This window comes from Ruegeria sp. G12, from assembly GCF_056533565.1.
Genome location: NZ_JBQFOO010000004.1, coordinates 342,085 through 363,936, shown reverse-complemented (window position 1 = coordinate 363,936; position 21,852 = coordinate 342,085). Strand labels below are relative to the sequence as shown.

The window sequence follows — 21,852 nt, the reverse complement described above, 5'->3', positions numbered from 1 at the left end:
GTGCGGTCTCCGGCCTAAGCTGAGTTCTGGTTGAGGTCGGCCCGCGATTTTACTACTCCGCTTTCCACCCAGTCGTCGAACAAGGACAACACGGCATCGCAAAAACCGGCATCGTTGATATGGGCGTCCAGCTCGGTCATCGGGACCCGACCTGACATCACTTTGCGTGCCTCGTCCACCATATCGGCCAGCGCCTGCGGATCGTGAGCCTCTTCGCCCTCCTTATCCCATGCCTCGACACCCTGAACAGGCAGGAAGAAATGAACGGGGCCCGTCGCGGCCTCAAGCCTGTTGGCCAGTTCGCGTATCCAGACGCGTCGCTCGTCGCCAGTGAAGACCGAGCTTTTGATCAGCCGGTTATGTTCGTGAAACGGACGGTCGGCATACTGCTCGGGTATGTCTTGCCAGCCCGCAAAATCCAGCAGGTCCAGCGCGCCGGGGGCAACCATTTGGGGAATGCCCGCACGCCCCGCATTGGTGACGCGATCCTCACCGCTCGAGGCCACAGAACCGGCCATGAGATTGCTGAACTCCTGCATGCAGAAATCCATGACACAGACAAAAGCGCCTTCGCTGGCCAGTTTCTCATAAGCCATCCCGCCCATACCGGTTGAGTGGAACACGGCCACTTCAAACCCACGCTCTTCCAGCGCCGGTTTCAGGGTTTTCATATAGCGCAGGCAGGACGAGCCCAGACTGGTCATCCCAATCAGCGGCTTGCTGCGATCCGGCGCGATGGCGGCCTTTGCCGCGCCGACAACCGCCCCGGCGGCCTGGCTGAGCGAGGATTGGCAAATGGAGTTCATACCATAAAGCCCCCCGGCCCAGAGGATCATCTGGATATCCGGGGCAAGACGGTGTGGCGGGATCAGCGGTGAGAAGCTGACGGTCGAAACGATGTATTTCGGCACACCCATCGGCAGCGCCTGCGCGCAATCCAGTGCCAGATCGGTGCCCATAGTCCCGCCCGTGGCCAGCATCCCGTCAAATCGTCCCTGCGCATAGGCCTGCGCGACCACACTCGCGGCCCCTGCCGACATTACGCGGAAAGCCCTGTTCTCGTCGCCTTGAGCGATGACCTCATCAATTGTCATGCCCGCGGCTGCGGCGACATCGTGCTTCGATACATCGGTGGGCATCTTCGGGTCGCCCAGAACCGAGACATCCATGGTCAAAACCTCCGCCCCCTGCGCCACCACCGCATCTTGGATGAACCGCATTTCGGGTTCTTTTGTGTCATAGGTGCCGATCAGCAGGATGGTTTTCTTTGTCATTGGGTCCTCCCTGATGCCCGCGGTCACAGCTTGATCCACGCCGTTTTCAGATCGAAATATTTCTCAAGCGCGTGCAAGGACTTGTCATGCCCGTTGCCCGATTGGCCCACGCCCCCCAGCGGCACCGTCAGGTCGGACCCGCCATAGGTGTTCACATGCACCACACCGGCGCGCACGCCTGCCACCATGCGATGCGCCCGGCTGAGGTTCGAGGTCCAGACACCGCCCGCCAGACCGTAGACCGTGGCGTTGGCCAGCCGGATCGCTTCGTCTTCGTCTTTAAAGGGCGTGACGGCCAGAACCGGACCGAACACCTCGTTCTGGAACAGGTTGTCGGTTTCTTTCACGCCTGCCATGACGGTTGGGGCCATGTAATACCCGCCGGTCTCAGCTAAGATGCGGTTGCCGCCTGTACGGCGCTCGGAACCTTGGGCCTCGGCTTTGGTGACGAAATCCAGATTGGCCTCCAACTCGGGCAGGCTGTGAACCGCGCCGATCTGGCTGTTCAGGTCCAGCGGGTCGCCAACGCGGAAGGCTTCGGCGTGGCGCGTGATCTCGGCGACGAAATCCTCATAGATATCAGCCTGTACCAGTAGGCGAGACCCGGCGACGCAAACCTGACCTGAATTGCGAAAGATACCCGCTGCCGAGACCTTGGCGGCTTCGGCCAGATCGGGGGTGTCGTTGAAGACGATATTGGCGGATTTGCCACCCAGTTCCAGATAGCAGCGTTTCAGATTCGACCGCGCGGAGTATTCCAGCAACCGCCGCCCCGTCGCACCCGAGCCCGTGAAGACCAAGATATCCACGTCCATCGACAGCGCCAGCGCCTCACCGACGACCGAGCCGCGCCCGGTGACGACATTGAATACGCCGTCCGGCACCCCGGCCTCGGCAGCCAGTTCGGCGATCTTCAACAGGCTGAGCGAGGCGCTTTCTGCTGGTTTCAAAACCACAGAATTACCTGCCGCCAGCGCCGGTGCGATTTTCCAACTGCCAATCATCAGCGGGAAGTTCCACGGCACAATCGCGCCCGCAACGCCCACAGGCGCGTGGTGGATCAGGCCCAGAACATCCGGGGCGGTCGGGGCAACCTGTCCGTAGACTTTATCAATGGCCTCGGCGTAGTAGCGAAAGGTCGCGGCAGCCGAGAGGGCTTCGGCCTTATAGGCCATGTTGATCTCGGTCCCGTTATCGCGCACGCCCAGAACGGTGATCTCCAGCGCGCGGGCTTCGATCAGATCGGCCAGTTTCAGCAACACCTTCTTGCGCGCGGCGGGGGCCATGCGAGACCAACGGCCATCCTCGAAGGCCACCCGAGCCGCGCGGACGGCGTTATCGACATCCGCCGTGCTGCCCTCGGCGATACGGGCCAGCGGCTGACCGTCGATCGGCGAGAGCACCTGATGCTGCGCGCCGGTCTCGGCGGCCTGAAACGCGCCGTTGATGAAGTGGCCGCGCGGGGAAACTTCCTGCGTGCGCAGCCTGTCAATCGCGGACTGATCCATGGGCAGTTATCCTTGCTGGGTTGAATCTTCGTCGAGAACCGGTTGCGGTTTGATACGCTCGCGGTGTTCCTGCACCAGCGTCCGAATGTGCAGCAGTATGATCCCGAGGATCATTACGAACAGGATCGCGGCAACCGGGCGGTCGATGAAATCGAGCGGCGTCTTCACCCGCGCCATGGCGCTGCGCAGTTTCACCTCCATGATGCCGCCCAGAACCATGCCCAAAATGATCGGCACAATCGGCAGGTTCAGGCGTTTCAGGATCAGGCCGAACACGCCGAACCCTGCTGCAATGGCGCAATCCGTGACCGAGTTGCGTAGACTGAACACACCCACAAAAGACAGGATCAGGATCATGACGCCCAGAAACCGCGTGGGGATCTGGATGATCTTCAGCAGCAGGTTGGTCGAGAACAGCAGAAAGACCAGCACGATCACGTTCAGCAGGATCAGCGACATATACAGCGCCATGACGAAATCCAGCTGATCGGCAAACAGTTGCGGGCCGGGGATCACGTTGTGGACGTAAAACACCGACAGCATCATCGCCGTAAGCGCCTCACCCGGTATACCCAGCGCCAGCAGGGGGATCATGGCGGCACCGGGGACAGCATTGTTTGCGGCCTCGGAGGCCACCAGCCCCTCGGGCGAGCCATCGCCGAATTTGTCGGGGTTTTCTGAGGTTTTCTGCGCATAAGTGTAGGACAGGAACTGCGAGGTGAACTCTCCTGTGCCGGGCACCATGCCCATCAGCACACCCAGCGATGAGGATACGGTGGCGATACGTTTCAGGCCCAGCAGCTCTTTGAGGCCCGCGAATATGTTGCCCCGGACATGGGCCTCGCCCGGCGCATGTTCCTTGTCGACCAGCAGCAACAGCGCCTGACTGATCGCAAACAGGCCCAGCACGACCACGATCAGGTCGACACCCGAAGACAGCCAGCTTTGGTCAAAGGTGAAGCGTTTGGTGTATTTCACTGGCTCCAGCCCGACGGTGTTGAGGAATATGCCGAAAAATGCCAGCATCGCGGCAGAGAATGTCTGGCCGCGATGGGCGAGGATCACCAGCAGGATGCCCATGAAGGCGGCTAAGAAAATCTCTCGGCTGCCGAAATGCGGTGCGACCCAGGCCAGAACCGGTGACAGGATGATCAGGCAGAGGATCGAGAAAATACCGCCGAAAAACGACGCTGAATAGGCTAGTGACAGCGCCCGATGACCCTCGCCCCGTTTGGTCATGGGATAGCCGTCATATGTGGTCAGCGCGTTGACCGCTGTGCCGGGCGTGTTGATCAGAATGGCCGGGATTGCGCCGCCATACATGGACGAGCCATAAATCCCCAGCAGCAGGGTCAGGCCGACGATGGGTTGGAACGCAAAGGTTGCAGGCAGCAGGATGGCGATGGCCACTGCGGCCCCGACGCCGGGCAGGGCTCCGATGATGACGCCGCCGACCGAGCCAATGACAAGTGCAACAACCACCTGCCATTGCGCCAGAATCGCGAAACCTGAGATCAGAGTGTCCATGACGCCCTCACAGGTAGGTCAGCGCGAAGATACGCACTGAGTCCGGCAGGTATTCATAAACGCGGCCCGCCGGGATATTCACCTGCAACAAGGCCCGGAAAACGACGGCAACAACCGCCCCGAAGACAAGCGCGATGCTGACGGCTCCGGTTGAGCGGAACCCGGTGCGCAGGGCCAGAAAGGCCGCAAACAGCATTGTGGATGGCAGGTATCCAAGCCACGGCACCGCCACCACATAGATCAGGAAATAGAGGACGTATTCCAGCGACATCAGCCAAAAGGCAATCTCGCGCCAGCGACCGGGGATGCGCGGCGACAGGGCCGAGCCCAGCAGATGCAGAGCGCTGAAAACCACCATGCCCCAGATGGCAATCGTGGGCCAAAGCGATGGTTGGGCGAACCATTTTGTGCGTTTGACCACTTTGGTCTCGGCGCCAAGCTGGCTGAGCAGGAACAGCGCAAATACGAAGAACATCGTGGCAAAGATGATGTCGCCCGGCCGCCGGTAGCGGCGGAACATGTCTTGCAGCGTCTTTGCGATCATCGCGACCTCCTGCCGAAATGAAAAAGGCCCGGCGGAACGCTCCGCCGGGCCAGATTCGGTTTATTCGCCCAGAATCTCTTCGATCTTGGCGAATGAGGCTTTGTCCTGCTCAATCTGCGCGTTGGACGCGTCTGGGTCCTGCCAGTAGACCAGCGCGCCGGTTTCCTTGGCCAGGTCCTTGGCCTTGTCAGATGCCAGCGCTTTTTGCGCCGCTGCAGTGATCTTCTCGCGAGCGTCGGCGGGGGTGTCCTTGTGCACAAACAGCCCGTTCCACAGCGCCAGCGGAAGGTCCGGTTGCATCTCGACGATTGTCGGGGTGTCCGGGATCAGCGAAATCCGCTCGCCCCCGATGCTAGCCAGAACGTTCACCTGATCGAGGCAGGGCAGCACCAGTTGCAGCGTGGTGTTGATCACGTCCACATCGCCCGAGGCCAGCGTGTTGCAATCCAGCGCGTCAAAGGCGGCCTCGCTGGCAAAGTCGAACCCGCTGCTGACCGCTGCGGCAAAGGTGACCTGCGTGGGCGGCAGGACCGATCCGAAATGGCCAAGCGCTACATCATTGTCCTTGCCGTGGGCCGCCAGCTCGTCCCAGGTCGAGAACGGAGCATCCTTGCTGGCCGCGATCACGAAGGGGTAGGTCAGGAAAATGCCAATCGGATCAAACGGGTTCGGGTTCAGTTCAGGGATGCCGATTTCGGGGCCAACCACCGGCACACCTATCACGAAGGAGCCGATCGTGTAGCCGTCCGCCGGGGCGTTTGCCACCTCGACCGCGCCGGGGAAGGGGCCGCCGCCACCGCCGGGCTTGTTCACAACTGCCGCCGGTACGCCATACATCGCCTGAAATTCGTCGGCGATCATGCGGGTCAGCACGTCTTCCAGATCACCCGGAGGCCACGGTACGACAAAAGTCACCGGCTTCTCGGGGTATTCCGCCAAGGCGGCGGTTGCGGTCGCTGCAAAAGCGGCGGCTGTTAGAAATTTCTTCATTGACACCTCCCGTTATGGGTTCATTATTTGAACCACGTTAACAAATATAATGTTGCGTTGTTAACCTTATTCTGTCAAGTATTACCTGAAGCGGAGGATGTGAAACATATGGGTACGGCCCTCAACGCCCTTAAAATGCTGGACTATTTTTCGAACGCTCAACCCGAGATCGGGCTGAGTCACCTCGCGCGGCTGTCCGGTTTGAACAAGGCGACCGCGCTGCGCCATCTGCGCGCGCTCGAGGAATATGGGCTGATCGAACAGAATCCGATGACCAAATCCTACGCAATCGGACCGGCCGCGCTGCGTCTTGCCGCGCTACGCGAGGTTGCCAGACCAGGCATCGAAAGCGCACGTCAGAAGATGCAACTGGCGATGCACCAAGTTGGCGAAAGCCTGCATCTATCGCTGCTGGAAAAGACCGGCTTGCAAACCGCGCTGGTAGTGGAAACCACGCGGCACAGCGTGCGTGTCAGCCTCGACCCAAGCGAGGTCCTTCCCATCAACGCAACCGCCTCGGGCCTGTGTATGCTGAGCTTCGGGCCCAAAACCTTGTTGGAACGTCTGGATCAGGAACAGCAGGCGCGGTTCACGGAAACCACGCTGACCGACCCGGACCAGATCAGGGACAAGGTCGCGCGGGTCTGTAAGGCAGGCTGGGCCAACAGCAACGGCAGCTACGAAGACGGTGTCTTTGGCTATGCCGCGCCGATCTTCGGCATCGATCAGGTGGCGTTGGGCACCATTGCTATCGCTGTCCCAGAGAGCCGCGCCAATGATGATCGGCTGCCGGACATTCTGACCGCTCTGCACAGCCTGTCGATGGACCTGACGGCGAATTTCGGCGGTCAGTTGCCCGACAGATTTCCAACCGAATTCCACCCGTAACCAACGGTGGACGCATTCCCGGAGATACGCGACATGAAAGATTCGAACTTTCTGAAGGAAAACAACGCCCGTCATTTCTGGCATCCCATGGCGCACCCGGCGGACAGCCAGAAGAATCCGCCAACCATCCTGAACGGTGCGGAAGGGGTCAGCATCACCGATGTGGATGGTCACACGGCGATAGACGCGGTGGGGGGCCTGTGGAACGTCAATCTGGGCTATTCCTGCGAACCGGTGAAGCAAGCCATAGCGGAACAGTTGAACGCGTTGCCCTACTACTCGACGTTCCGCGGAACCAGCAACGACAAGGTGATTGAACTGTCCTATGAACTGGCGCAGTTCTTAGAACCGGACGGGCTGACCCGCGCGTTCTTCACCTCGGGCGGGTCGGATTCGGTTGAGATCGCGCTGAAACTGGCGCGCCAGTACCACAAGATACGCGGTGAGGCCGGGCGCACCAAGTTCATCAGTCTGAAACAGGGTTATCACGGGACCCACTTCGCCGCCGCTTCGGTCAATGGAAACCAGAAGTTTCGCGCGGTGTATGAGCCGATGATGCCGGGCTGTTTCCACATCCCCGCCCCATGGACATACCGCAACCCGTTTGACGAGACCGACCCCGAGCGTCTGGCGCAACTGTGCGTCAAAGCGCTTGAGGCCGAGATTGCATTTCAGGGCGCCAACACGGTGGCGGCTTTCATCATGGAGCCGGTTCTGGGGGCAGGGGGCGTGATCCCGCCGCACAAGAGCTTCATGCCCATGGTTAGCGAGGTCTGTTCCAAGCACGGCGTGTTGCTGATTGCGGATGAAATCATCACCGCATTCGGTCGGACAGGCAGCGAAAGCGGTTCGCGGCATTGGGGCGTGCAGCCGGACATCATGGCCACGGCCAAGGCGATTACAAACGGGTATTTCCCGTTCGGGGCCGCGATGATCTCGGGCGCGGTGGCCGAGGTGTTTGAAAAGGACACAACCGGCAAAGGGTCGGTCGATCAGGGATACACCTATTCCGGCCATCCGGTCGGGGCGGCGGCGGCTTTGGCGGCGCTGTCGGAAACCAACCGCCTGCGGATTTGGGAAAACGCAGCCGTGCGCGGGGACGAGCTGTTTGCCGGGCTGCAGAAACTGGCGGAAAAACACGAAGTCATAGGGGATGTGCGCGGGGGAGAGGGTCTGATGTGCGCGTTGGAACTCGTATCGGACCGCACAACCAAATCACCAATTGCGAAACACCTGCCGCTGCAGGTTCAGAAGGCAGCCTATGAAGACGGGGTGATGATCCGCGTGTCGGGCAACAACATCATCCTGTCGCCGCCTCTGATCGTAACGTCAGAGGATGTGGCGAAGATTCTGTCGGCGCTGGATACGGGTCTTGGAACGCTGTGACCCCATCGGGTGCACGAGGGGTCAGACCTTGACGGCCTGCAATTCTTCCAGCAGGTCAAGCAGTTGGTCCAGTTTCTCGCGGCCCATCTGCGCCTCGATATTGTTGGAGATTGCCAGCGAGGTCGTCAGATTGTCTGCCAGAATAAGTCGCCCGGCATCGGTGATCGTGACCATGGTGCGGCGCTTGTCGTCGCTGTCCTGACGCCGGCTGATCTGGCCGTCTGCCTCCATCGTGCGCAGAATGCGGGTCAGGCTGGGCAGCAGCAGGCAGGCCTCGTGCGCGATGGCGCTTTGTTCGACTTCGCCCAACTCGTCCAGAACGCGCAGGATGCGCCATTTCTGCTCGGTCAGCTGGATGCCCTGCAGCATGTCCCGGATCGGAGCCATGACGGTTTCACGGGCGCGTAACAGCGCAATCGGCAGCGAGCGGGAGGTGCTTTTGGTGTGGCTTTGGCTGGTCATGCGGCCTTCTAGAATGCCGTTCTGTAAATTGCAAAGATTAACAAGGCAAGTTCTTGACAGGCGCCTACTCAGTTACTAAACATGTTAATCAATAGGGAGAGACTCATGCCGCATTTCCACGTCGAATACTCTGGGAATCTAGAGGACCATATCGACATGGATGGCCTGTGCGAACGCATCCGTGCGACAGCAGCGGAAATCGAGACCTTTCCAATGCCGGGCATCCGCGTCCGCGCCACGCGGGTAGACCACTATGCCATTGCGGACGGCAACCCTGCGCATGGCTTTGTCGATATCTCGATCCGGCTGCGCGCGGGTCGGAGTGACGAAGTCAAACAAGACGCCACGCAGCGCATTTTTGAGGCGGTCAGGGCCTATCTGGCTCCGGCCTTCGCGCAGCATTCTGTCGCGCTGTCGCTTGAGATGCGCGATATCGACCCCAGGCTTTCGCCCAAGACCGGCACGATCCGGGATCACTTGGCGACAACGCAGGAGACCTGACGCAGTGAGCGCACTGGACACAAATATCGAAAAGTTGACGGGCTTTCTGGCGCGGTTCCGGGACGCGGGCATCAAGAACCGCATCGCGGGCGAGGATCGGGACGGGTCTGCGGGCGTTTTTCAATCTATGTCACCGGTGGACAAATCGGTCATCTGTGACGTTGCCCACGGTACTGCAGACGACATCGACGTGGCGGCCAACGCAGCACATGCGGCCTTTGCGGACTGGCGCGACCTGCCCGCGACCGAGCGCCGCCGCATCCTGTTGAATGTCGCCGACGCCATCGAGGCACGGGCGGAGGAAATCGCCCTGTGCGAATGTTGGGACACCGGACAGACCCTGCGTTTCATGTCCAGAGCGGCGCTGCGCGGGGCCGAGAACTTTCGCTACTTCGCCGATCAGGTGGTGCAGGCGCGGGATGGGCAGCACCTGAAATCTCCGACGCTGATGAATATCACCACCCGCGTGCCAATCGGCCCGGTGGGTGTGATCACGCCGTGGAACACCCCCTTCATGCTGTCGACCTGGAAGATCGCCCCGGCGCTGGCTGCGGGCTGCACGGTGGTGCACAAACCAGCAGAAGATTCGCCCTTGTCCGCTCGCCTGCTGGTGGAAATCGCCGAAGAGGCCGGTCTGCCCAAAGGGGTGCTGAACGCGGTGAATGGCTTTGGCCCGGATGCGGGCAAGGCCCTGACCGAGCATCCGCTGATCAAGGCCATAGCCTTTGTCGGCGAAAGCCGTACCGGCAGTATCATCACCAAACAGGGGGCCGATACGCTCAAGCGGATGCATCTTGAACTGGGCGGCAAGAACCCGGTCATCGTGTTCGACGACGCCGATCTGGACCGGGCGCTGGATGCGGTGATCTTCATGATCTACTCGATCAACGGCGAGCGCTGCACCTCGTCCTCGCGCCTGCTGGTGCAGGACAGCATCAAGGATGAATTCGAGGCCAGGCTTATCGAGCGCGTGAACAGCATCAAGGTTGGTCATCCGCTGGACCCGGCGACCGAGATCGGGCCGCTGGTCACCGAGGAGCATTACAACAAGGTCACCAGCTATTTCGATATCGCTAAACAGGACGGGGCGACCATCGCGGCGGGTGGCGAGAAACTGGGCGATGACGGCTATTTCATCCGCCCAACCCTGTTCACCAATGCCAACAACCAGATGCGCATCGCGCGCGAGGAAATCTTTGGCCCGGTCCTGACCTCGATCCCGTTCTCGACCGAGGAAGAGGCGCTGCAAATCGCCAATGACACCCCCTACGGTCTCACCGGTTATGTCTGGACCAACGATCTGACCCGTGCGTTGCGCTTCACGGACAAGCTTGAGGCCGGGATGATCTGGGTGAACTCGGAAAACGTCCGACACCTGCCCACGCCATTTGGCGGGGTCAAGGCGTCCGGCATCGGCCGGGACGGCGGCGACTGGTCATTTGAGTTCTACATGGAGCAAAAACACATCGGCTTCGCCACCGGTCAGCACAAGATCATGCAGTTGGGCAAGCTCTAACTGCGCCTGTGAGTAGATGATCATTTGAACTCTCAGTTTCGGCACCGTTTTTAGCGCCGCCGCAATCCCGTTTAACAGGAGGTCCTGATGCCCGTTCCAGCCCCCAATCTATACCCCGATTTCAACACGATCCGCCTGAGCCATGTCTGTCTGAACGTCAGCGACTTGGACGCATCGCGACGGTTCTACTCCGAAATTCTGGGGCTCCAGGTTTCGGACGAAACCGACGATCACATCTATCTGCGCGCGATGGAGGAACGGGGCCATCACTGCGTGATCCTGCAGAAATCCGATCAGCCCGGCACTGTTGAGGTCATGGGGTTCAAGACCTTCGACGAACAGGATCTGGACCGGGCCGAGGCCTATTTTCAATCCAAAGGCCGCCCGACTAAATGGGTCGAGCGCCCGTACCAGGGCCGCACTCTGCTGACCTCGGATAACATGGGCATCCCACTCGAGTTTTATCACAAGATGGACAGGCTGGAGCCGATCCACCAGAAATACGCCCTCTATCGCGGAGTGAAGCCGCTGCGGATCGACCATTTCAACTGTTTCTCTACAAACGTGGATGACAGCGTCGCCTTCTACAGCGATTTCGGTTTCCGCGTGACGGAATACACCGAAGACGAAGACAGCAAGCGCCTGTGGGCGGCGTGGATGCACCGCAAGGGCGGTGTGCATGACATGGCCTTCACCAACGGGACCGGTCCGCGCATGCACCACGTGGCTTTCTGGGTGCCAAACCCGCTGAACATCATCGACCTGTGCGATCTGATGGCGACCACCGGCTATGTGGACAGTATCGAACGCGGGCCGGGGCGGCATGGGATTTCCAACGCCTTCTTCCTGTATGTGCTGGACCCTGACGGTCACCGGATCGAGATTTATTGTTCGGACTATCAGACGGTCGATCCCGATCTGGAGCCGATCAAATGGGACCTAAAAGACCCTCAGCGCCAGACGCTGTGGGGTGCGCCCGCGCCGCGCAGCTGGTTCGAACACGGAACCCCGTTTGTAGGCGTTGCGCAGAGTGACTCGGATCTGGCAGCCTCGCCCATAATTGCGCCTTGAGAATGCCGAGGTTGATTGATCCTTGCCCGGAATGCGGGCCATGTTGTGTTGACCGGATTGTCGGAATGCGTGCAGCGAAAAAAGGTGATTGATGGATTGGGACGAGTTTTCACATTGGGGCCAGCACATCTCGAAATGGGCCGCCGATTACCATAAGTCGCTAGCGGACCGGCCCGTTCGGGCGCAGACCGCACCGGGTCAGATCGCGGCTCAACTTGACGGTGTGCCCCCCGAAATCGGCCAGCCGATGGAGGCTATTCTATCCGATTTCGAACGGATCGTGATGCCGGGTATGACCCATTGGCAGCATCCAAGGTTCTTCGCCTATTTTCCGGCCAATGCCGCGCCACCCTCGATGCTGGCCGAGATGCTGGTGACGACCATCGCGGCGCAGTGCATGTTGTGGCAGACCTCACCCGCGGCGACCGAGGTCGAGGGCGTCATGGTCGACTGGCTGCGTCAGGCACTTGGCCTGCCAGATGGTATGACCGGGGTGATACAGGACAGTGCATCCTCGGCCACCTTATCGGCGGTGCTGACCATGCGTGAACGCGCCACGGGGTTCACGGGAAACCGCGATGGCCTGAACACCAAAGGCGCGCTGCGGATTTATTGCTCGGATCAGGTGCACTCATCGATTGACCGCGCCTGCTGGGTTGCGGGGATCGGCCAGAACAATCTGGTCAAGCTGCCCACCCACGGCCCAACTTTCGCAATCGACCCAACCGCGCTAGAGGCAGCGATTCAAGCGGATCTGGCCGCCTGTCATATTCCGGCGGGTATCATTGCGATCACCGGCGGCACCGGGGTAGGGGCCTGCGATGACCTGAACGCTGTGGCGGACATCGGGGCAAAGCATGACCTATACACGCATCTGGATGCCGCATGGGCCGGGTCTGCCATGATCTGCTCCGAGTATCGCGAGGCCCTCTGGCCCGGGGCGGACCGTTACGACAGCATCGTCTTCAACCCGCATAAATGGCTGGGCGCGCAGTTCGACTGCGCCATTCAGTTCCTTCGGGATGCGGCACCCCAGTTAAATACGCTGAAGATCGAACCGGAATACCTGAAGACAACGGGTGCCGAGGTGACCAACTACTCGGAATGGACCATCCCCTTGGGTCGTCGCTTTCGGGCGCTGAAAATCTGGTTCCTACTGCGCTCTTACGGGTTGGAGGGTTTGCGCACACGCATCCGCAATCACGTGGCCTGGGCGCAGGAACTTGCACAGGAAATCGGGAAGATGGAGGGGTTTGAAATAACCACCGGCCCGATCCTCAGCCTGTTTTCCTTCCGCTGCCCCGGCGACGATGCGACGCAGCAACGCTTGGTGGATGCGCTGAACGAAGATGGCCGAATTTATCTGACGCAGGGCATGTTCGACGGTCGCAAGATCATCCGTTTTCAGGTCGGGCAGTTCGACACAACCCGCGATGACGTGCTGATGGCGGCGGATGTAATCCGGGACGTTTGGGAGAAGATCGCATGAAATTCGCAACCTTCACCGCCAAAGGTGAAACGTTTTTCGGCGCAATCACAGACGAGGGTGCGATTGCGCTGAGTGACGAACTGCCGGATCACGCCAGCCTGTATGAGGTCATCGCCGCAGGCGCATTCGATCGGTTGATTAACGCCGCCGAAGGCAAACTGGTGACTCATACCGATTTCTCCTATGACATGGTGATGCCGGATGCTCGCCGTATCCTCTGTGTCGGCGTGAACTTTCCCGACCGCAATGCGGAATATAAGGATGGCAGCGCGCAGCCCAAATACATGTCGCTCTTCCCCCGCTTTGCCAGCGGTTTCACAGGTCATAACCGCCCATTGATCCGCCCACCGGAAAACCACACGCTGGACTACGAAGGCGAGGTGGCCATTGTAATCGGCAAAGCCGGTCGCCGGATCGCGCAAGAGGATGCCTATGATCACATCGCGGCCCTGACGCTGTGTAACGAGGGGACAATCCGCGACTGGGTTCGTCATGCCAAGTTCAACGTCACGCAGGGCAAGAATTGGGACAACTCCGGCGCAATCGGGCCTTGGCTGGTGCCGTTCACCGACGCCGCGCAACTGGATGAGGCGCGTATCCAGACCCGCGTGAATGGCGAGCTGCGTCAGGACGATTTCTTAAGCCGGATGATGTTCCCGATTCGGCGCGAGATCGAATACATTTCGACCTTCATGACCCTTCAGCCCGGTGACATCATCGTCACCGGCACGCCTACGGGGGCAGGGGCCCGGTTCGATCCGCCGAAATACCTGACCCCCGGCGATGTGGTCGAGGTCTCGGTCGAAGGCATTGGCACCTTGCGCAACACGGTCGAGGACGAACAACCATGACACCCGAAGATCACGCCCGCGCAGCCACTGATTTGCTGCAGGCTGAACGCTCGGGCAACCAGATCGGCCTGCTGAGCCAGCGCCACCCCGAGATGGGAATGGATGACGCCTATGCGGTGCAGACAGCCATTTTGCAGCAGAAACAGGCTGAGGGGCGCAGGGTTATCGGATGGAAGATCGGCCTGACCTCGAAAGCGATGCAATACGCGCTGAACATCAACATTCCCGACAGTGGGATTCTGTTCGACGACATGGTTTGTGACAACGCGGCCACGGTTCCCGCTGGTCGTTTCATTCAGCCCCGGATCGAGGCAGAGATTGCCTTTGTCATGAAATCAGCTATCGGCGGCGCGAATGTGACTCGCGACGATATCATTGCGGCTACGGACTACGTGGCCCCCTCGATTGAAATCCTCGACACGCGGATTCAGCGCGTTGATCCGGAAACCGGCAAAACCCGCACGGTGTTCGATACAATCAGCGATAACGCCGCCAATGCGGGTATCGTGCTGGGGACCGAGCGCCATGCCGTCGACGCCTTTGACCTGCGCTGGGTCGGCGCGCTGACTTTCCGCAATGGAGAGATCGAGGAAACCGGGCTGGGCGCAGGTGTGCTGAATGATCCGGTCGAAAGCGTGGTCTGGCTGGCCCGCCGCATGGCGCAGTACGGTCAGAGCATCGAACCGGGGCAGGTGATCCTGTCCGGCAGCTTCATCCGCCCGGTGGAATGCCCTTCTGGCACCGAAATTCATGCGGATTTCGGGACGTTCGGGTCGGTTGATATCGCCTTTGCCTGACAGAGCGAGGTTTGGTTTCGGCGCTGCCGCCTGTCGGTTCCTTATCGACTGGGCTGAACAAGTGCGATACGCCGGGCTTGCGCGCATAAAGCCCTGAACTGGAAAGATCATCATGTCCGAACCCGTCTACGCCATCGGTGATATTCATGGTCAGCTAGAGATGCTTGAACAGGCCCTGTCTCGCATCGAAAAAGATGGCGGGCGGGATGCCAGAATTGTCTTCCTCGGCGACTACACCGACCGCGGCCCGCAAAGCCGCGAGGTTCTGGACCTGTTGGGTCAGGGGCAGGCCGATGGCAGAAACTGGACATTCCTGCTTGGCAATCATGACCGGATGTGCGCCATGTTCCTTGAGGCCTACCCACGCAACGATGCCCGGTTGCTGATTGGCTACCACTGGTTTCACCCTCGGATCGGAGGCGTAGAGACCCTGAAATCCTACGGGGTCGAGGTCACGGACAGAGACCGGATCTTTCAGATCCACGCCGAGGCGAGGCAGGCCGTGCCGAAAGCCCATGTCGATTTTCTGACCCGGTTGCGACCTTATCATCAGCAAGGCGATCTGCTATTCGTTCACGCGGGTATCCGGCCGGACATCGCATTGGAGCATCAGGAAATCGACGATTTAGTCTGGATTCGCGATGAGTTCCTGAATCACAAGGGGCCTCTTCCCTGGCTGATCGTTCACGGCCACAGCCATGTGGCGTCTCCCGAACATCACGGCAATCGCATCAACCTGGACACCGGAGCCGGATATGGCAGGCCGCTGACCGCTGCGGTGTTCGAAGGGCAGAACTGTTGGGTTTTGGAGGATGAGGGCCGACGGCTTTTATCGCCGTGAACTCTATGCGCTCGCAATGCGGGCATCATTTGTATAATCATAGTTATGTTAAAAACATGGTGCGGGTGGAGGGACTTGAACCCCCACGCCTTGCGGCGCCAGAACCTAAATCTGGTGCGTCTACCAATTTCGCCACACCCGCAACCTGGCACCTAAGCGCCGGAATGACGCGCTGATAACAAAGCTTGATCCGGAGCGCGAGAGGGAAAATCGGTCGAAGGCCAAGTTTGTGATCCGGTGCCGACAGATGCGCGGCGGCTGCATCCGGCACCTTGAGCTGTTCGAACTAACGAAACTTGCCGTCCGGAAATGCGCCGTGGATGTTTACCAACTCAGCCGAATGGTTTCTGCGCTAAAACGCGGCCGAAATTTGAGTTCCATCGCTGCACACACGAACAGACGCGCCAATCCGTCCCGCATGCCGACCCACCAACGGAACACCTCAAACACGTAAGGGTTGAGGCGTTCCTGTGAGCACACCTCCACAATCCCGCCACATTTCAAACGCCAAAAAATCTTATTCGCGTCAAATTAACACCGCCTTGAAGGGTCTTGTTTATCGTCAGGAGTTAATGAGTCTTTTTTGCCACTTTGGCACCTTTACGAGTTTTTCGCTCAACTCCAGTACAAGGTTTTCTGCCGTGACCGATCTGAATAACTACGCTGCCCCTGAGCAAGATGCTATCTTCTTTGCTCGCGAAAGTTTTCTAGGTGAACTCAAAACCCTGAACCGGGACTATCCGAATACCGGGTTCGGCATTTCGCTGCGAACCCATTCCGGCCAACACTACCTGCTTGCCAATGCGCGCATGCCGCTGCCTGCCGTAAAGTCCGAGGGCTTTCCGACCGGCCGCCATGTCGCGAGCCTTGAGAATGGCGACCGCTTTAGCTCGATCGAGGTTCTTGCGGATGCGCAGGCCTATGAAAGCATCTCACCCCGGGCCGAAGCAGAAATTCTTGGAAATGCGCTGGATCTGATCGCGCGCATCGACACACTGACCAGCAGTCCCGCCGGGCGACCCCCGCACCGGCCCGCGATTGCAGCGACCGGAACCGGAGGCTGACCATTATGGCGCGAAACGACCACCTTTTGTCTGTAGGCAACGAGGCTTTGGCCCCGATGACGTCGGCGATGTCCTCGCTGACGGCACAGATCGACCAATTGACAGAGGTGGCGGACGCGCGGTCTTCGGCGCGGCTGGCCACATTGAAAACGCGGATGGAGAATTTCACCGCGAGCGTCACGATGGTCGGTCAGGTCAAGGCTGGGAAATCCTCGATCATCAACATTCTGGCGGGCCGCCCTGCCCTGTTGCCATCCGACGTCAACCCATGGACATCTGTGGTCACGACGCTGAACATCAATACCCGCACGCCGGGCGATACCAAGTCCAAGTTCACATTCTTTGAGCAGGAAGAATGGGACAACCTGATGGTTGGCGGCGGTCGCCTGGGGGAACTGGCCAACAGGGCCGGTGCCGATGACGAGATGGACGATATTCGGCGTCAGATCAATGAGATGAAGGCCAAATCTGAGGAACGGCTGGGTAAGCATTTCGACCTCATTCTGGGCCAGAGCCACCAGTACGACTATTTCGACGAGGAACTGATCCAGCGCTATGTCTGTCTGGGGGACGAGGACGATCCGGATATCGACCCCAAGACCGGTCGCTTTGCCGATGTGACGAAATCGGCCGAACTTTTCATGGACATTCCGCAATATCCGATCTCGCTGAAGCTTTGCGATACTCCGGGCGTGAACGATACCTTCATGGTGCGCGAACAGATCACGCTGCGTAGCCTGCGCGGGTCTGAGGTGTGTATCGTTGTTCTGGCTGCGAGCCAGGCGCTGACCACCATGGACATGGCACTGATGCGGATCATTTCTCAGTTCGAGAACAGGCAGATTGTCCTTTTCGTGAACCGCATTGATGAGTTGTCGGACCCGGTTACTCAGGTGCCTGAAATCCGCGACCGGATTCAGGACACGCTGAAACAGAACAATATCGACGCCAATACCAGCGTCGTGTTCGGCAGTGCCCAATGGGCCGAGGCGGCGCTGACCGGCAATCCGGACATTCTGACCGAAGAATCGCGGCAGGCGCTGAACACGTTCTATCTGGCAGCGGGTTTTGGCGATCAGGCCCCGTCGCTTGACAAAATCTGGGCGCTGTCTGGCCTGCCGGACCTTCTGCTTGCGATGAACGAACGCATCGCCGAGGGCGCGGGTGCCCGGTTGCTGGACCGTGTGCGCCATCGCGCCCGCAACATCGCCAGCCAGATCCGCGCCACAGCTGTGGCAAAGAATCTGTCAGGCGGAGACGGCGTTGTGCGCGATCTGGACGGGGTTTCGCCGGAAGAGGCAATTGCCACCGTGACCGCGGAGTATGATAAGAAGGCGGCGGACCTGACCGTGAAGCTGCGCGACAAGGTGCTAGAGCGCCTGAACTCGGCTGAGACCAACTTTGTCAAACGCGCGACGGATTCTCTGATCTCGCATCTGGAACAGAATGGCGAGCAAGGGACGTGGCAGTATGATCCTGCCGGTTTGCGTACCTTGCAAAAGGCCGCCTATTTCAGCTTCGCTCGTTCGATGCGCAAGGAAGCCGGGGCGCTGTATTCTGCCGCTGCTGCCGATGTCGAGGCGCTGTATCACAAAATCCTCGGCAACCATCTGGGTGAATTCAGCATCGAAGCACCCATTGTGCCGCGCGTTCCGCCGCCTTTGGGCATTGGCCGGACCATCGCGCTGGACCTGCAAAGCACCTGGTGGCGACGGTGGTGGCAACGGCGCAAAGGGTTTGAGGCCTACGCTGCCGACTACACCCGCCTGATCGCCTCCGAGGCGAACTCGATCACGAAGGATATCGAGGAAAATCAGGTCGCAGCGGTACTGGAAAACGTCCGGGCAGTCCTGTCGGATTTCATGCGTGAGCAGAAAGAGACGCTGCTGAACATCTCTGCCTCGGCAGAAACGGATGCTGCGCAGAACTCGGCCCTGATGGCGGGGCTGCAGCCCAAGAAATCAAAGGATGAAATCCTTGGCGACATCCTGAAAGACCTAAGCAACGAAGCGGCATAAGTAGAAAAATGGCAAAAGATTCACAAACACGCTTCGTTTCACCTAAGGCATGGGAACGTATCGAGCATTGGTCCCGCCGCAAACCGGTCTTCGCGCTTATGGGAGAGTTCAGCGCCGGGAAATCCACGCTGATGAACTTTCTGCTGCGCAAAAGGGCGCTGCCGACGCAGGTGACTGCAACGCAGCTTCCTCCGATCTGGTTCAGCTGGGGCAATCAGTCCGCCTATGTGAAACGACATGATGGCAGCACGCAGGACATCTCGCTTGATGAGCTTGAGACGGTTGGGGTGAACGATGCGCAGTTCGTGCGCATATTCCTTGAGGCTGACATTCTTGAAGCCGTCGATCTGATCGACACGCCCGGTATTTCGGACCCCAAGATTTCCTCAGATGTCTGGCAACGGGCCGTCGGGCAGGCAAATGGCGTGCTGTGGTGCACCCATGCCACCCAGGCCTGGCGCGAAACGGAACGGGCGACCTGGGTTGCGCTGCCGGAGCGCTTGCAAAGCAACTCACTGCTGCTTGTCACCCGCGCCGATGCGCTGGGGGCGAAGGACCGGCAAAAGGTCCTGCGCCGCGTCAATCGCGAGGCAGGCCATCTGTTCAACCGCTCGATCCTGTTTTCTGCCCGTGATGCAATCACGGCGCGCGACAAGACCGGCGATGCCGAGCTGTGGGCGCGCAGTGGCGGTGGCAAGATGATCGACAGTTTCCTTGAGATCACCGAGCAGATCATGGACACCCGCGCCGATCATCTGGCCCGGTACCAGATCGACAAGGGCCTGTCGGACTCACCCAAGATTCAACCTTTGCGCCCTGAAAGAAAGCCCGAGGTTTCGGAAACCGATCAGGGGACAAAAGAAGCCGAGCCTCTGAAACTGGTTAACCCGGTGGCCGACACCCCCGAGGATGAGGGCACGGACAGTGCAGTCGTCACCAGCTTCCCGGTGCGCCCCGCGCGGGTCGAGCGGCGGTCGGACGATACGGAACGAGCCCGGATCGACGCGGAAGAGGCCGAACGGCTGCGGGCGGAAATGGTGCCCTCGAAAGAATCTACCCCAGTCGATCAGGACACTGATGACGAAGAATTGCGGGCGTTTTTCCGCGACACCTCTAACGATCCTCTGGACCTGACCAGCCTTGCGGCAGACGCGACCGACTTTGACGAATTCGAACTGATTGATGAGTTCGAAGCAGAGGAGGAAATCGACGAAGACATCGCCGCCGAGGGCGACGATCCGGATAAGCTGGAAGCGGAAGAAACGGACAAATCCGACGACGTTCTGACCTCTCTCAGTTCCGCGCTAGCCGAGGCACCTGAGGCCACTGAGGATCAGCCTGCGCCGGACGAGGAGCCAAAGGATCGCAGCATCGAGGTTTCAGTCTCTTCAATCACAGCGCTGATGGCCGAGCAGCCCGGCGGCGACGCCGAGGAATATGAGCCCGAGCCGGAAACAAACGGCATTGTTGAAATCCGCGTGGATTCGCAGCCGGATGCCGCTGATCTTGAAACTCTGGCTGAAGGGTCTGCGGGCGCTCCGCTGAGCGCATGGGCTATGTGGCAGGAGGTTGTGAAAGACGACGAACTGCCTGACGATGTCGAGGGCCTCAAATCGGTGTTCCAGGCGTTTCTGGCCGAGTTCGATCAGATCGTCAGCGAACACGGTGCGCAGCAGACAAAAGAGGCGTTGCGCTCGATCCCAAAAACAAGTGAAAACAGTGGGGCGGAATGGCATGTGTTGTAACGTCCGAATCAACCTAAAGGGCAATTAAAAGGGAAAACAAAGGTTTAAATGTCGATACAGGCCGCATTGACCTCTGCAATTGAAACCATACCCGACTGCATTGCAGCCGGGTATATTGACATGGAAACGGGGATGGTGCTGGGCACCAGCGCATCCGATCCAAAAAATGCAGAGGTTCTGGACACTTTGGCCATCGCCGCCGCCAACCTGTTTCAGGGGCGCGGCGTGGGGGCCTTTGAGGCGCTGTTGCGTCAGGCCGGTACGGAAGAGTTGGACAATCCGGGATTTGGGGAAATCGCGGTGTTCTCGAAGGACCGTCTGCACATTTTCCTGCGGACGCAGGCGTATCCGGACCATGTGGTCTGCTACATCTGCAACAGCAGCGCAAATGTCGGGCTGGCACTAACAAAATCGCATCTCAGTCTGGGGTCCGTCGCGGCTGCAGTCTGATCGGGACCAGAGGGGGTCACGGTATGATGGATACGGACATACTCGACATGCTCGAGGATATCGGGCGGTCGTCGGTTGCCCGATTGTCTCCGGCGGTGGTCATCGCGGGCGAAACCGCTTTGGCGCGCCGCGCCGGTGTTCTGCGGGCCATTCGCGGCACAGTCCTGCCACGCCGTCTGGAGTTTACGGCAGCCAGTGGCGAATGTCTGGCGCTTGAAGTCACCAACTCACGGGTCACAGATGTGTTCCGCGTTCGCTCGGGCCCTGTGCCGGATTTCGAGACCGAGGCTCGGGAAGACCTGATCGGGAAGCTGGCGCAGCTGGTCACGGATATTGCCGATGCCCCTGCCCCGCTGGAATTGGTGTCGCTAAAACCGGACGCAGCGCTCGAGGCGGATGATGTTGGCGTCACGCTGAGCGAAATTGAACAAGCTTGCGCGCAGATTGAACTGCCTGCAGAGCCGATAATGTCGGTCGTACCGGATATTGCGGATGAGGCTGAGACTGACGTCACCGAAAATGACGCCGCATTAGCACAGGCCTTTTTCGACAACTCCGGGCGCTTCGCAACCGGTCGCCTACTGGCCGACAATGCGGACGGCACCGTCTTGCAGGCCGCAGGTGACTTTGCCGCTTCGGGCGCTTTTCATCCGGACAGAAAAATGCTGGCCCGGTTCGCCGCTGATTTGGCCGGGTGGGATGGCGACACCGAAGCCGAACTGGAACACCCGCAATTGATCGTTATGCGCCCATCCGGCGGCAAAGGCGCGGGTCTGGCCGTTCTGCATGATGGAGAACAGATTGCCATCGCCGCGCACGAAGCCCGCAAACTGGGCGCTGTCGTTAACCTTTGGGGCTCTCTTTTGGGGCAGAAAGAATGATCGCCCCCAAAACATTCAAGTTTTCGTCTAATTCAGTCCATTTTTACGA

General features: G+C 59.6%; 20 protein-coding genes and 1 tRNA gene. 14 read left to right on the top strand and 7 right to left on the bottom strand.

The window, feature by feature from the left end; genetic code table 11:
• Positions 1-14: 14 nt before the first annotated feature.
• Genes ACR0JN_RS12205 through ACR0JN_RS12185 form a run of 5 tightly spaced genes read right to left on the bottom strand, consistent with a single transcriptional unit; the run spans position 15 to position 5,843 of the window.
• Positions 15-1,274, bottom strand: coding sequence for a Tm-1-like ATP-binding domain-containing protein (locus ACR0JN_RS12205; RefSeq protein ID WP_480885908.1), 1,260 nt, complete (start codon positions 1,272-1,274; stop codon positions 15-17).
• A gap of 23 nt (positions 1,275-1,297) precedes the next feature.
• Positions 1,298-2,782: an aldehyde dehydrogenase gene (locus tag ACR0JN_RS12200; protein WP_480885907.1), complete on the bottom strand. Its 1,485-nt coding sequence runs from the start codon at positions 2,780-2,782 to the stop codon at positions 1,298-1,300.
• A gap of 6 nt (positions 2,783-2,788) precedes the next feature.
• On the bottom strand, positions 2,789-4,309 hold the full coding sequence (locus ACR0JN_RS12195; RefSeq protein WP_480885905.1) for a tripartite tricarboxylate transporter permease: 1,521 nt from the start codon (positions 4,307-4,309) through the stop codon (positions 2,789-2,791).
• 7 nt (positions 4,310-4,316) lie between these two features.
• The gene (locus ACR0JN_RS12190) at positions 4,317-4,853 is read right to left on the bottom strand and encodes a tripartite tricarboxylate transporter TctB family protein (protein ID WP_480885903.1); all 537 of its coding nucleotides are present in this window, start codon (positions 4,851-4,853) and stop codon (positions 4,317-4,319) included.
• A gap of 60 nt (positions 4,854-4,913) precedes the next feature.
• Positions 4,914-5,843: a tripartite tricarboxylate transporter substrate binding protein gene (locus ACR0JN_RS12185; protein ID WP_480885901.1), complete on the bottom strand. Its 930-nt coding sequence runs from the start codon at positions 5,841-5,843 to the stop codon at positions 4,914-4,916.
• A gap of 108 nt (positions 5,844-5,951) precedes the next feature.
• On the opposite strand from ACR0JN_RS12185, the gene ACR0JN_RS12180 reads away from it, so the two are divergent.
• Positions 5,952-6,731 carry an IclR family transcriptional regulator gene (locus tag ACR0JN_RS12180; protein ID WP_480885899.1) on the top strand — a complete coding sequence of 260 codons (780 nt, stop codon included), beginning with the start codon at positions 5,952-5,954 and terminating at the stop codon, positions 6,729-6,731.
• Positions 6,732-6,764: 33 nt separating this feature from the next.
• Positions 6,765-8,117 (top strand): aminotransferase class III-fold pyridoxal phosphate-dependent enzyme, encoded by a 1,353-nt coding sequence (locus ACR0JN_RS12175; protein ID WP_480885897.1) that lies wholly within the window; start codon positions 6,765-6,767, stop codon positions 8,115-8,117.
• Between the two features lie 21 nt (positions 8,118-8,138).
• On the opposite strand, the gene hpaR is transcribed toward ACR0JN_RS12175, so the two are convergent.
• Positions 8,139-8,579, bottom strand: coding sequence for a homoprotocatechuate degradation operon regulator HpaR (hpaR, locus tag ACR0JN_RS12170; protein ID WP_480885896.1), 441 nt, complete (start codon positions 8,577-8,579; stop codon positions 8,139-8,141).
• A gap of 105 nt (positions 8,580-8,684) precedes the next feature.
• Between hpaR and ACR0JN_RS12165 the strand changes: the two genes are divergently transcribed.
• The 7 genes from ACR0JN_RS12165 to ACR0JN_RS12135 all read left to right on the top strand — a co-directional run bounded on the left by ACR0JN_RS12165 (position 8,685) and on the right by ACR0JN_RS12135 (position 15,645).
• On the top strand, positions 8,685-9,080 hold the full coding sequence (locus ACR0JN_RS12165; RefSeq protein ID WP_480816197.1) for a 5-carboxymethyl-2-hydroxymuconate Delta-isomerase: 396 nt from the start codon (positions 8,685-8,687) through the stop codon (positions 9,078-9,080).
• Between the two features lie 4 nt (positions 9,081-9,084).
• A complete protein-coding gene (gene hpaE / locus ACR0JN_RS12160; RefSeq protein ID WP_480885895.1) occupies positions 9,085-10,596 on the top strand; it encodes a 5-carboxymethyl-2-hydroxymuconate semialdehyde dehydrogenase in 1,512 nt (503 codons plus the stop codon).
• Between the two features lie 87 nt (positions 10,597-10,683).
• On the top strand, positions 10,684-11,667 hold the full coding sequence (gene hpaD / locus ACR0JN_RS12155; RefSeq protein ID WP_480885894.1) for a 3,4-dihydroxyphenylacetate 2,3-dioxygenase: 984 nt from the start codon (positions 10,684-10,686) through the stop codon (positions 11,665-11,667).
• Between the two features lie 91 nt (positions 11,668-11,758).
• On the top strand, positions 11,759-13,156 hold the full coding sequence (locus ACR0JN_RS12150; RefSeq protein WP_480885893.1) for a pyridoxal phosphate-dependent decarboxylase family protein: 1,398 nt from the start codon (positions 11,759-11,761) through the stop codon (positions 13,154-13,156).
• Positions 13,153-14,007, top strand: a complete 855-nt coding sequence (locus ACR0JN_RS12145) for a fumarylacetoacetate hydrolase family protein (protein ID WP_480885892.1) — start codon at positions 13,153-13,155, stop codon at positions 14,005-14,007. Before ACR0JN_RS12150 ends, ACR0JN_RS12145 begins: the two co-directional genes overlap by 4 nt.
• Positions 14,004-14,804 (top strand): 2-oxo-hept-4-ene-1,7-dioate hydratase, encoded by an 801-nt coding sequence (gene hpaH / locus ACR0JN_RS12140; RefSeq protein ID WP_480885891.1) that lies wholly within the window; start codon positions 14,004-14,006, stop codon positions 14,802-14,804. Before ACR0JN_RS12145 ends, hpaH begins: the two co-directional genes overlap by 4 nt.
• Before the next feature lie 112 nt (positions 14,805-14,916).
• On the top strand, positions 14,917-15,645 hold the full coding sequence (locus ACR0JN_RS12135; protein ID WP_480885890.1) for a metallophosphoesterase family protein: 729 nt from the start codon (positions 14,917-14,919) through the stop codon (positions 15,643-15,645).
• A 57-nt stretch (positions 15,646-15,702) separates the two neighbouring features.
• Here ACR0JN_RS12135 and ACR0JN_RS12130 read toward each other — a convergent pair.
• A tRNA-Leu gene (locus tag ACR0JN_RS12130) sits at positions 15,703-15,787 on the bottom strand.
• A 328-nt stretch (positions 15,788-16,115) separates the two neighbouring features.
• Between ACR0JN_RS12130 and ACR0JN_RS12125 the strand changes: the two genes are divergently transcribed.
• Genes ACR0JN_RS12125 through ACR0JN_RS12105 form a run of 5 tightly spaced genes read left to right on the top strand, consistent with a single transcriptional unit; the run spans position 16,116 to position 21,803 of the window.
• Positions 16,116-16,709, top strand: coding sequence for a hypothetical protein (locus ACR0JN_RS12125; RefSeq protein WP_480885889.1), 594 nt, complete (start codon positions 16,116-16,118; stop codon positions 16,707-16,709).
• 5 nt (positions 16,710-16,714) lie between these two features.
• The gene (locus ACR0JN_RS12120) at positions 16,715-18,727 is read left to right on the top strand and encodes a dynamin family protein (protein WP_480885888.1); all 2,013 of its coding nucleotides are present in this window, start codon (positions 16,715-16,717) and stop codon (positions 18,725-18,727) included.
• Positions 18,728-18,735: 8 nt separating this feature from the next.
• Complete coding sequence (locus ACR0JN_RS12115) at positions 18,736-20,472, top strand: dynamin family protein (RefSeq protein ID WP_480885886.1); 1,737 nt, start codon at positions 18,736-18,738, stop codon at positions 20,470-20,472.
• 48 nt (positions 20,473-20,520) lie between these two features.
• Positions 20,521-20,922, top strand: coding sequence for a hypothetical protein (locus ACR0JN_RS12110; RefSeq protein WP_480885884.1), 402 nt, complete (start codon positions 20,521-20,523; stop codon positions 20,920-20,922).
• 23 nt (positions 20,923-20,945) lie between these two features.
• Positions 20,946-21,803, top strand: coding sequence for a hypothetical protein (locus tag ACR0JN_RS12105; protein WP_480885882.1), 858 nt, complete (start codon positions 20,946-20,948; stop codon positions 21,801-21,803).
• Positions 21,804-21,852 lie beyond the last annotated feature (49 nt).

Bases quoted from the DNA above. Each gene is read 5' to 3' on its own strand.
- hpaH (WP_480885891.1), top strand. From the start codon at position 14,004: ATGACACCCGAAGATCACGCCCGCGCAGCCACTGATTTGCTGCAGGCT.
- ACR0JN_RS12135 (WP_480885890.1), top strand. From the start codon at position 14,917: ATGTCCGAACCCGTCTACGCCATCGGTGATATTCATGGTCAGCTAGAG.
- ACR0JN_RS12190 (WP_480885903.1), bottom strand. From the start codon at position 4,853: ATGATCGCAAAGACGCTGCAAGACATGTTCCGCCGCTACCGGCGGCCG.
- ACR0JN_RS12200 (WP_480885907.1), bottom strand. From the start codon at position 2,782: ATGGATCAGTCCGCGATTGACAGGCTGCGCACGCAGGAAGTTTCCCCG.
- ACR0JN_RS12145 (WP_480885892.1), top strand. From the start codon at position 13,153: ATGAAATTCGCAACCTTCACCGCCAAAGGTGAAACGTTTTTCGGCGCA.
- hpaD (WP_480885894.1), top strand. From the start codon at position 10,684: ATGCCCGTTCCAGCCCCCAATCTATACCCCGATTTCAACACGATCCGC.
- ACR0JN_RS12175 (WP_480885897.1), top strand. From the start codon at position 6,765: ATGAAAGATTCGAACTTTCTGAAGGAAAACAACGCCCGTCATTTCTGG.
- ACR0JN_RS12150 (WP_480885893.1), top strand. From the start codon at position 11,759: ATGGATTGGGACGAGTTTTCACATTGGGGCCAGCACATCTCGAAATGG.
- ACR0JN_RS12105 (WP_480885882.1), top strand. From the start codon at position 20,946: ATGATGGATACGGACATACTCGACATGCTCGAGGATATCGGGCGGTCG.
- ACR0JN_RS12120 (WP_480885888.1), top strand. From the start codon at position 16,715: ATGGCGCGAAACGACCACCTTTTGTCTGTAGGCAACGAGGCTTTGGCC.
- hpaR (WP_480885896.1), bottom strand. From the start codon at position 8,579: ATGACCAGCCAAAGCCACACCAAAAGCACCTCCCGCTCGCTGCCGATT.
- ACR0JN_RS12115 (WP_480885886.1), top strand. From the start codon at position 18,736: ATGGCAAAAGATTCACAAACACGCTTCGTTTCACCTAAGGCATGGGAA.
- ACR0JN_RS12180 (WP_480885899.1), top strand. From the start codon at position 5,952: ATGGGTACGGCCCTCAACGCCCTTAAAATGCTGGACTATTTTTCGAAC.
- ACR0JN_RS12195 (WP_480885905.1), bottom strand. From the start codon at position 4,309: ATGGACACTCTGATCTCAGGTTTCGCGATTCTGGCGCAATGGCAGGTG.
- ACR0JN_RS12205 (WP_480885908.1), bottom strand. From the start codon at position 1,274: ATGACAAAGAAAACCATCCTGCTGATCGGCACCTATGACACAAAAGAA.
- ACR0JN_RS12185 (WP_480885901.1), bottom strand. From the start codon at position 5,843: ATGAAGAAATTTCTAACAGCCGCCGCTTTTGCAGCGACCGCAACCGCC.
- ACR0JN_RS12165 (WP_480816197.1), top strand. From the start codon at position 8,685: ATGCCGCATTTCCACGTCGAATACTCTGGGAATCTAGAGGACCATATC.
- ACR0JN_RS12110 (WP_480885884.1), top strand. From the start codon at position 20,521: ATGTCGATACAGGCCGCATTGACCTCTGCAATTGAAACCATACCCGAC.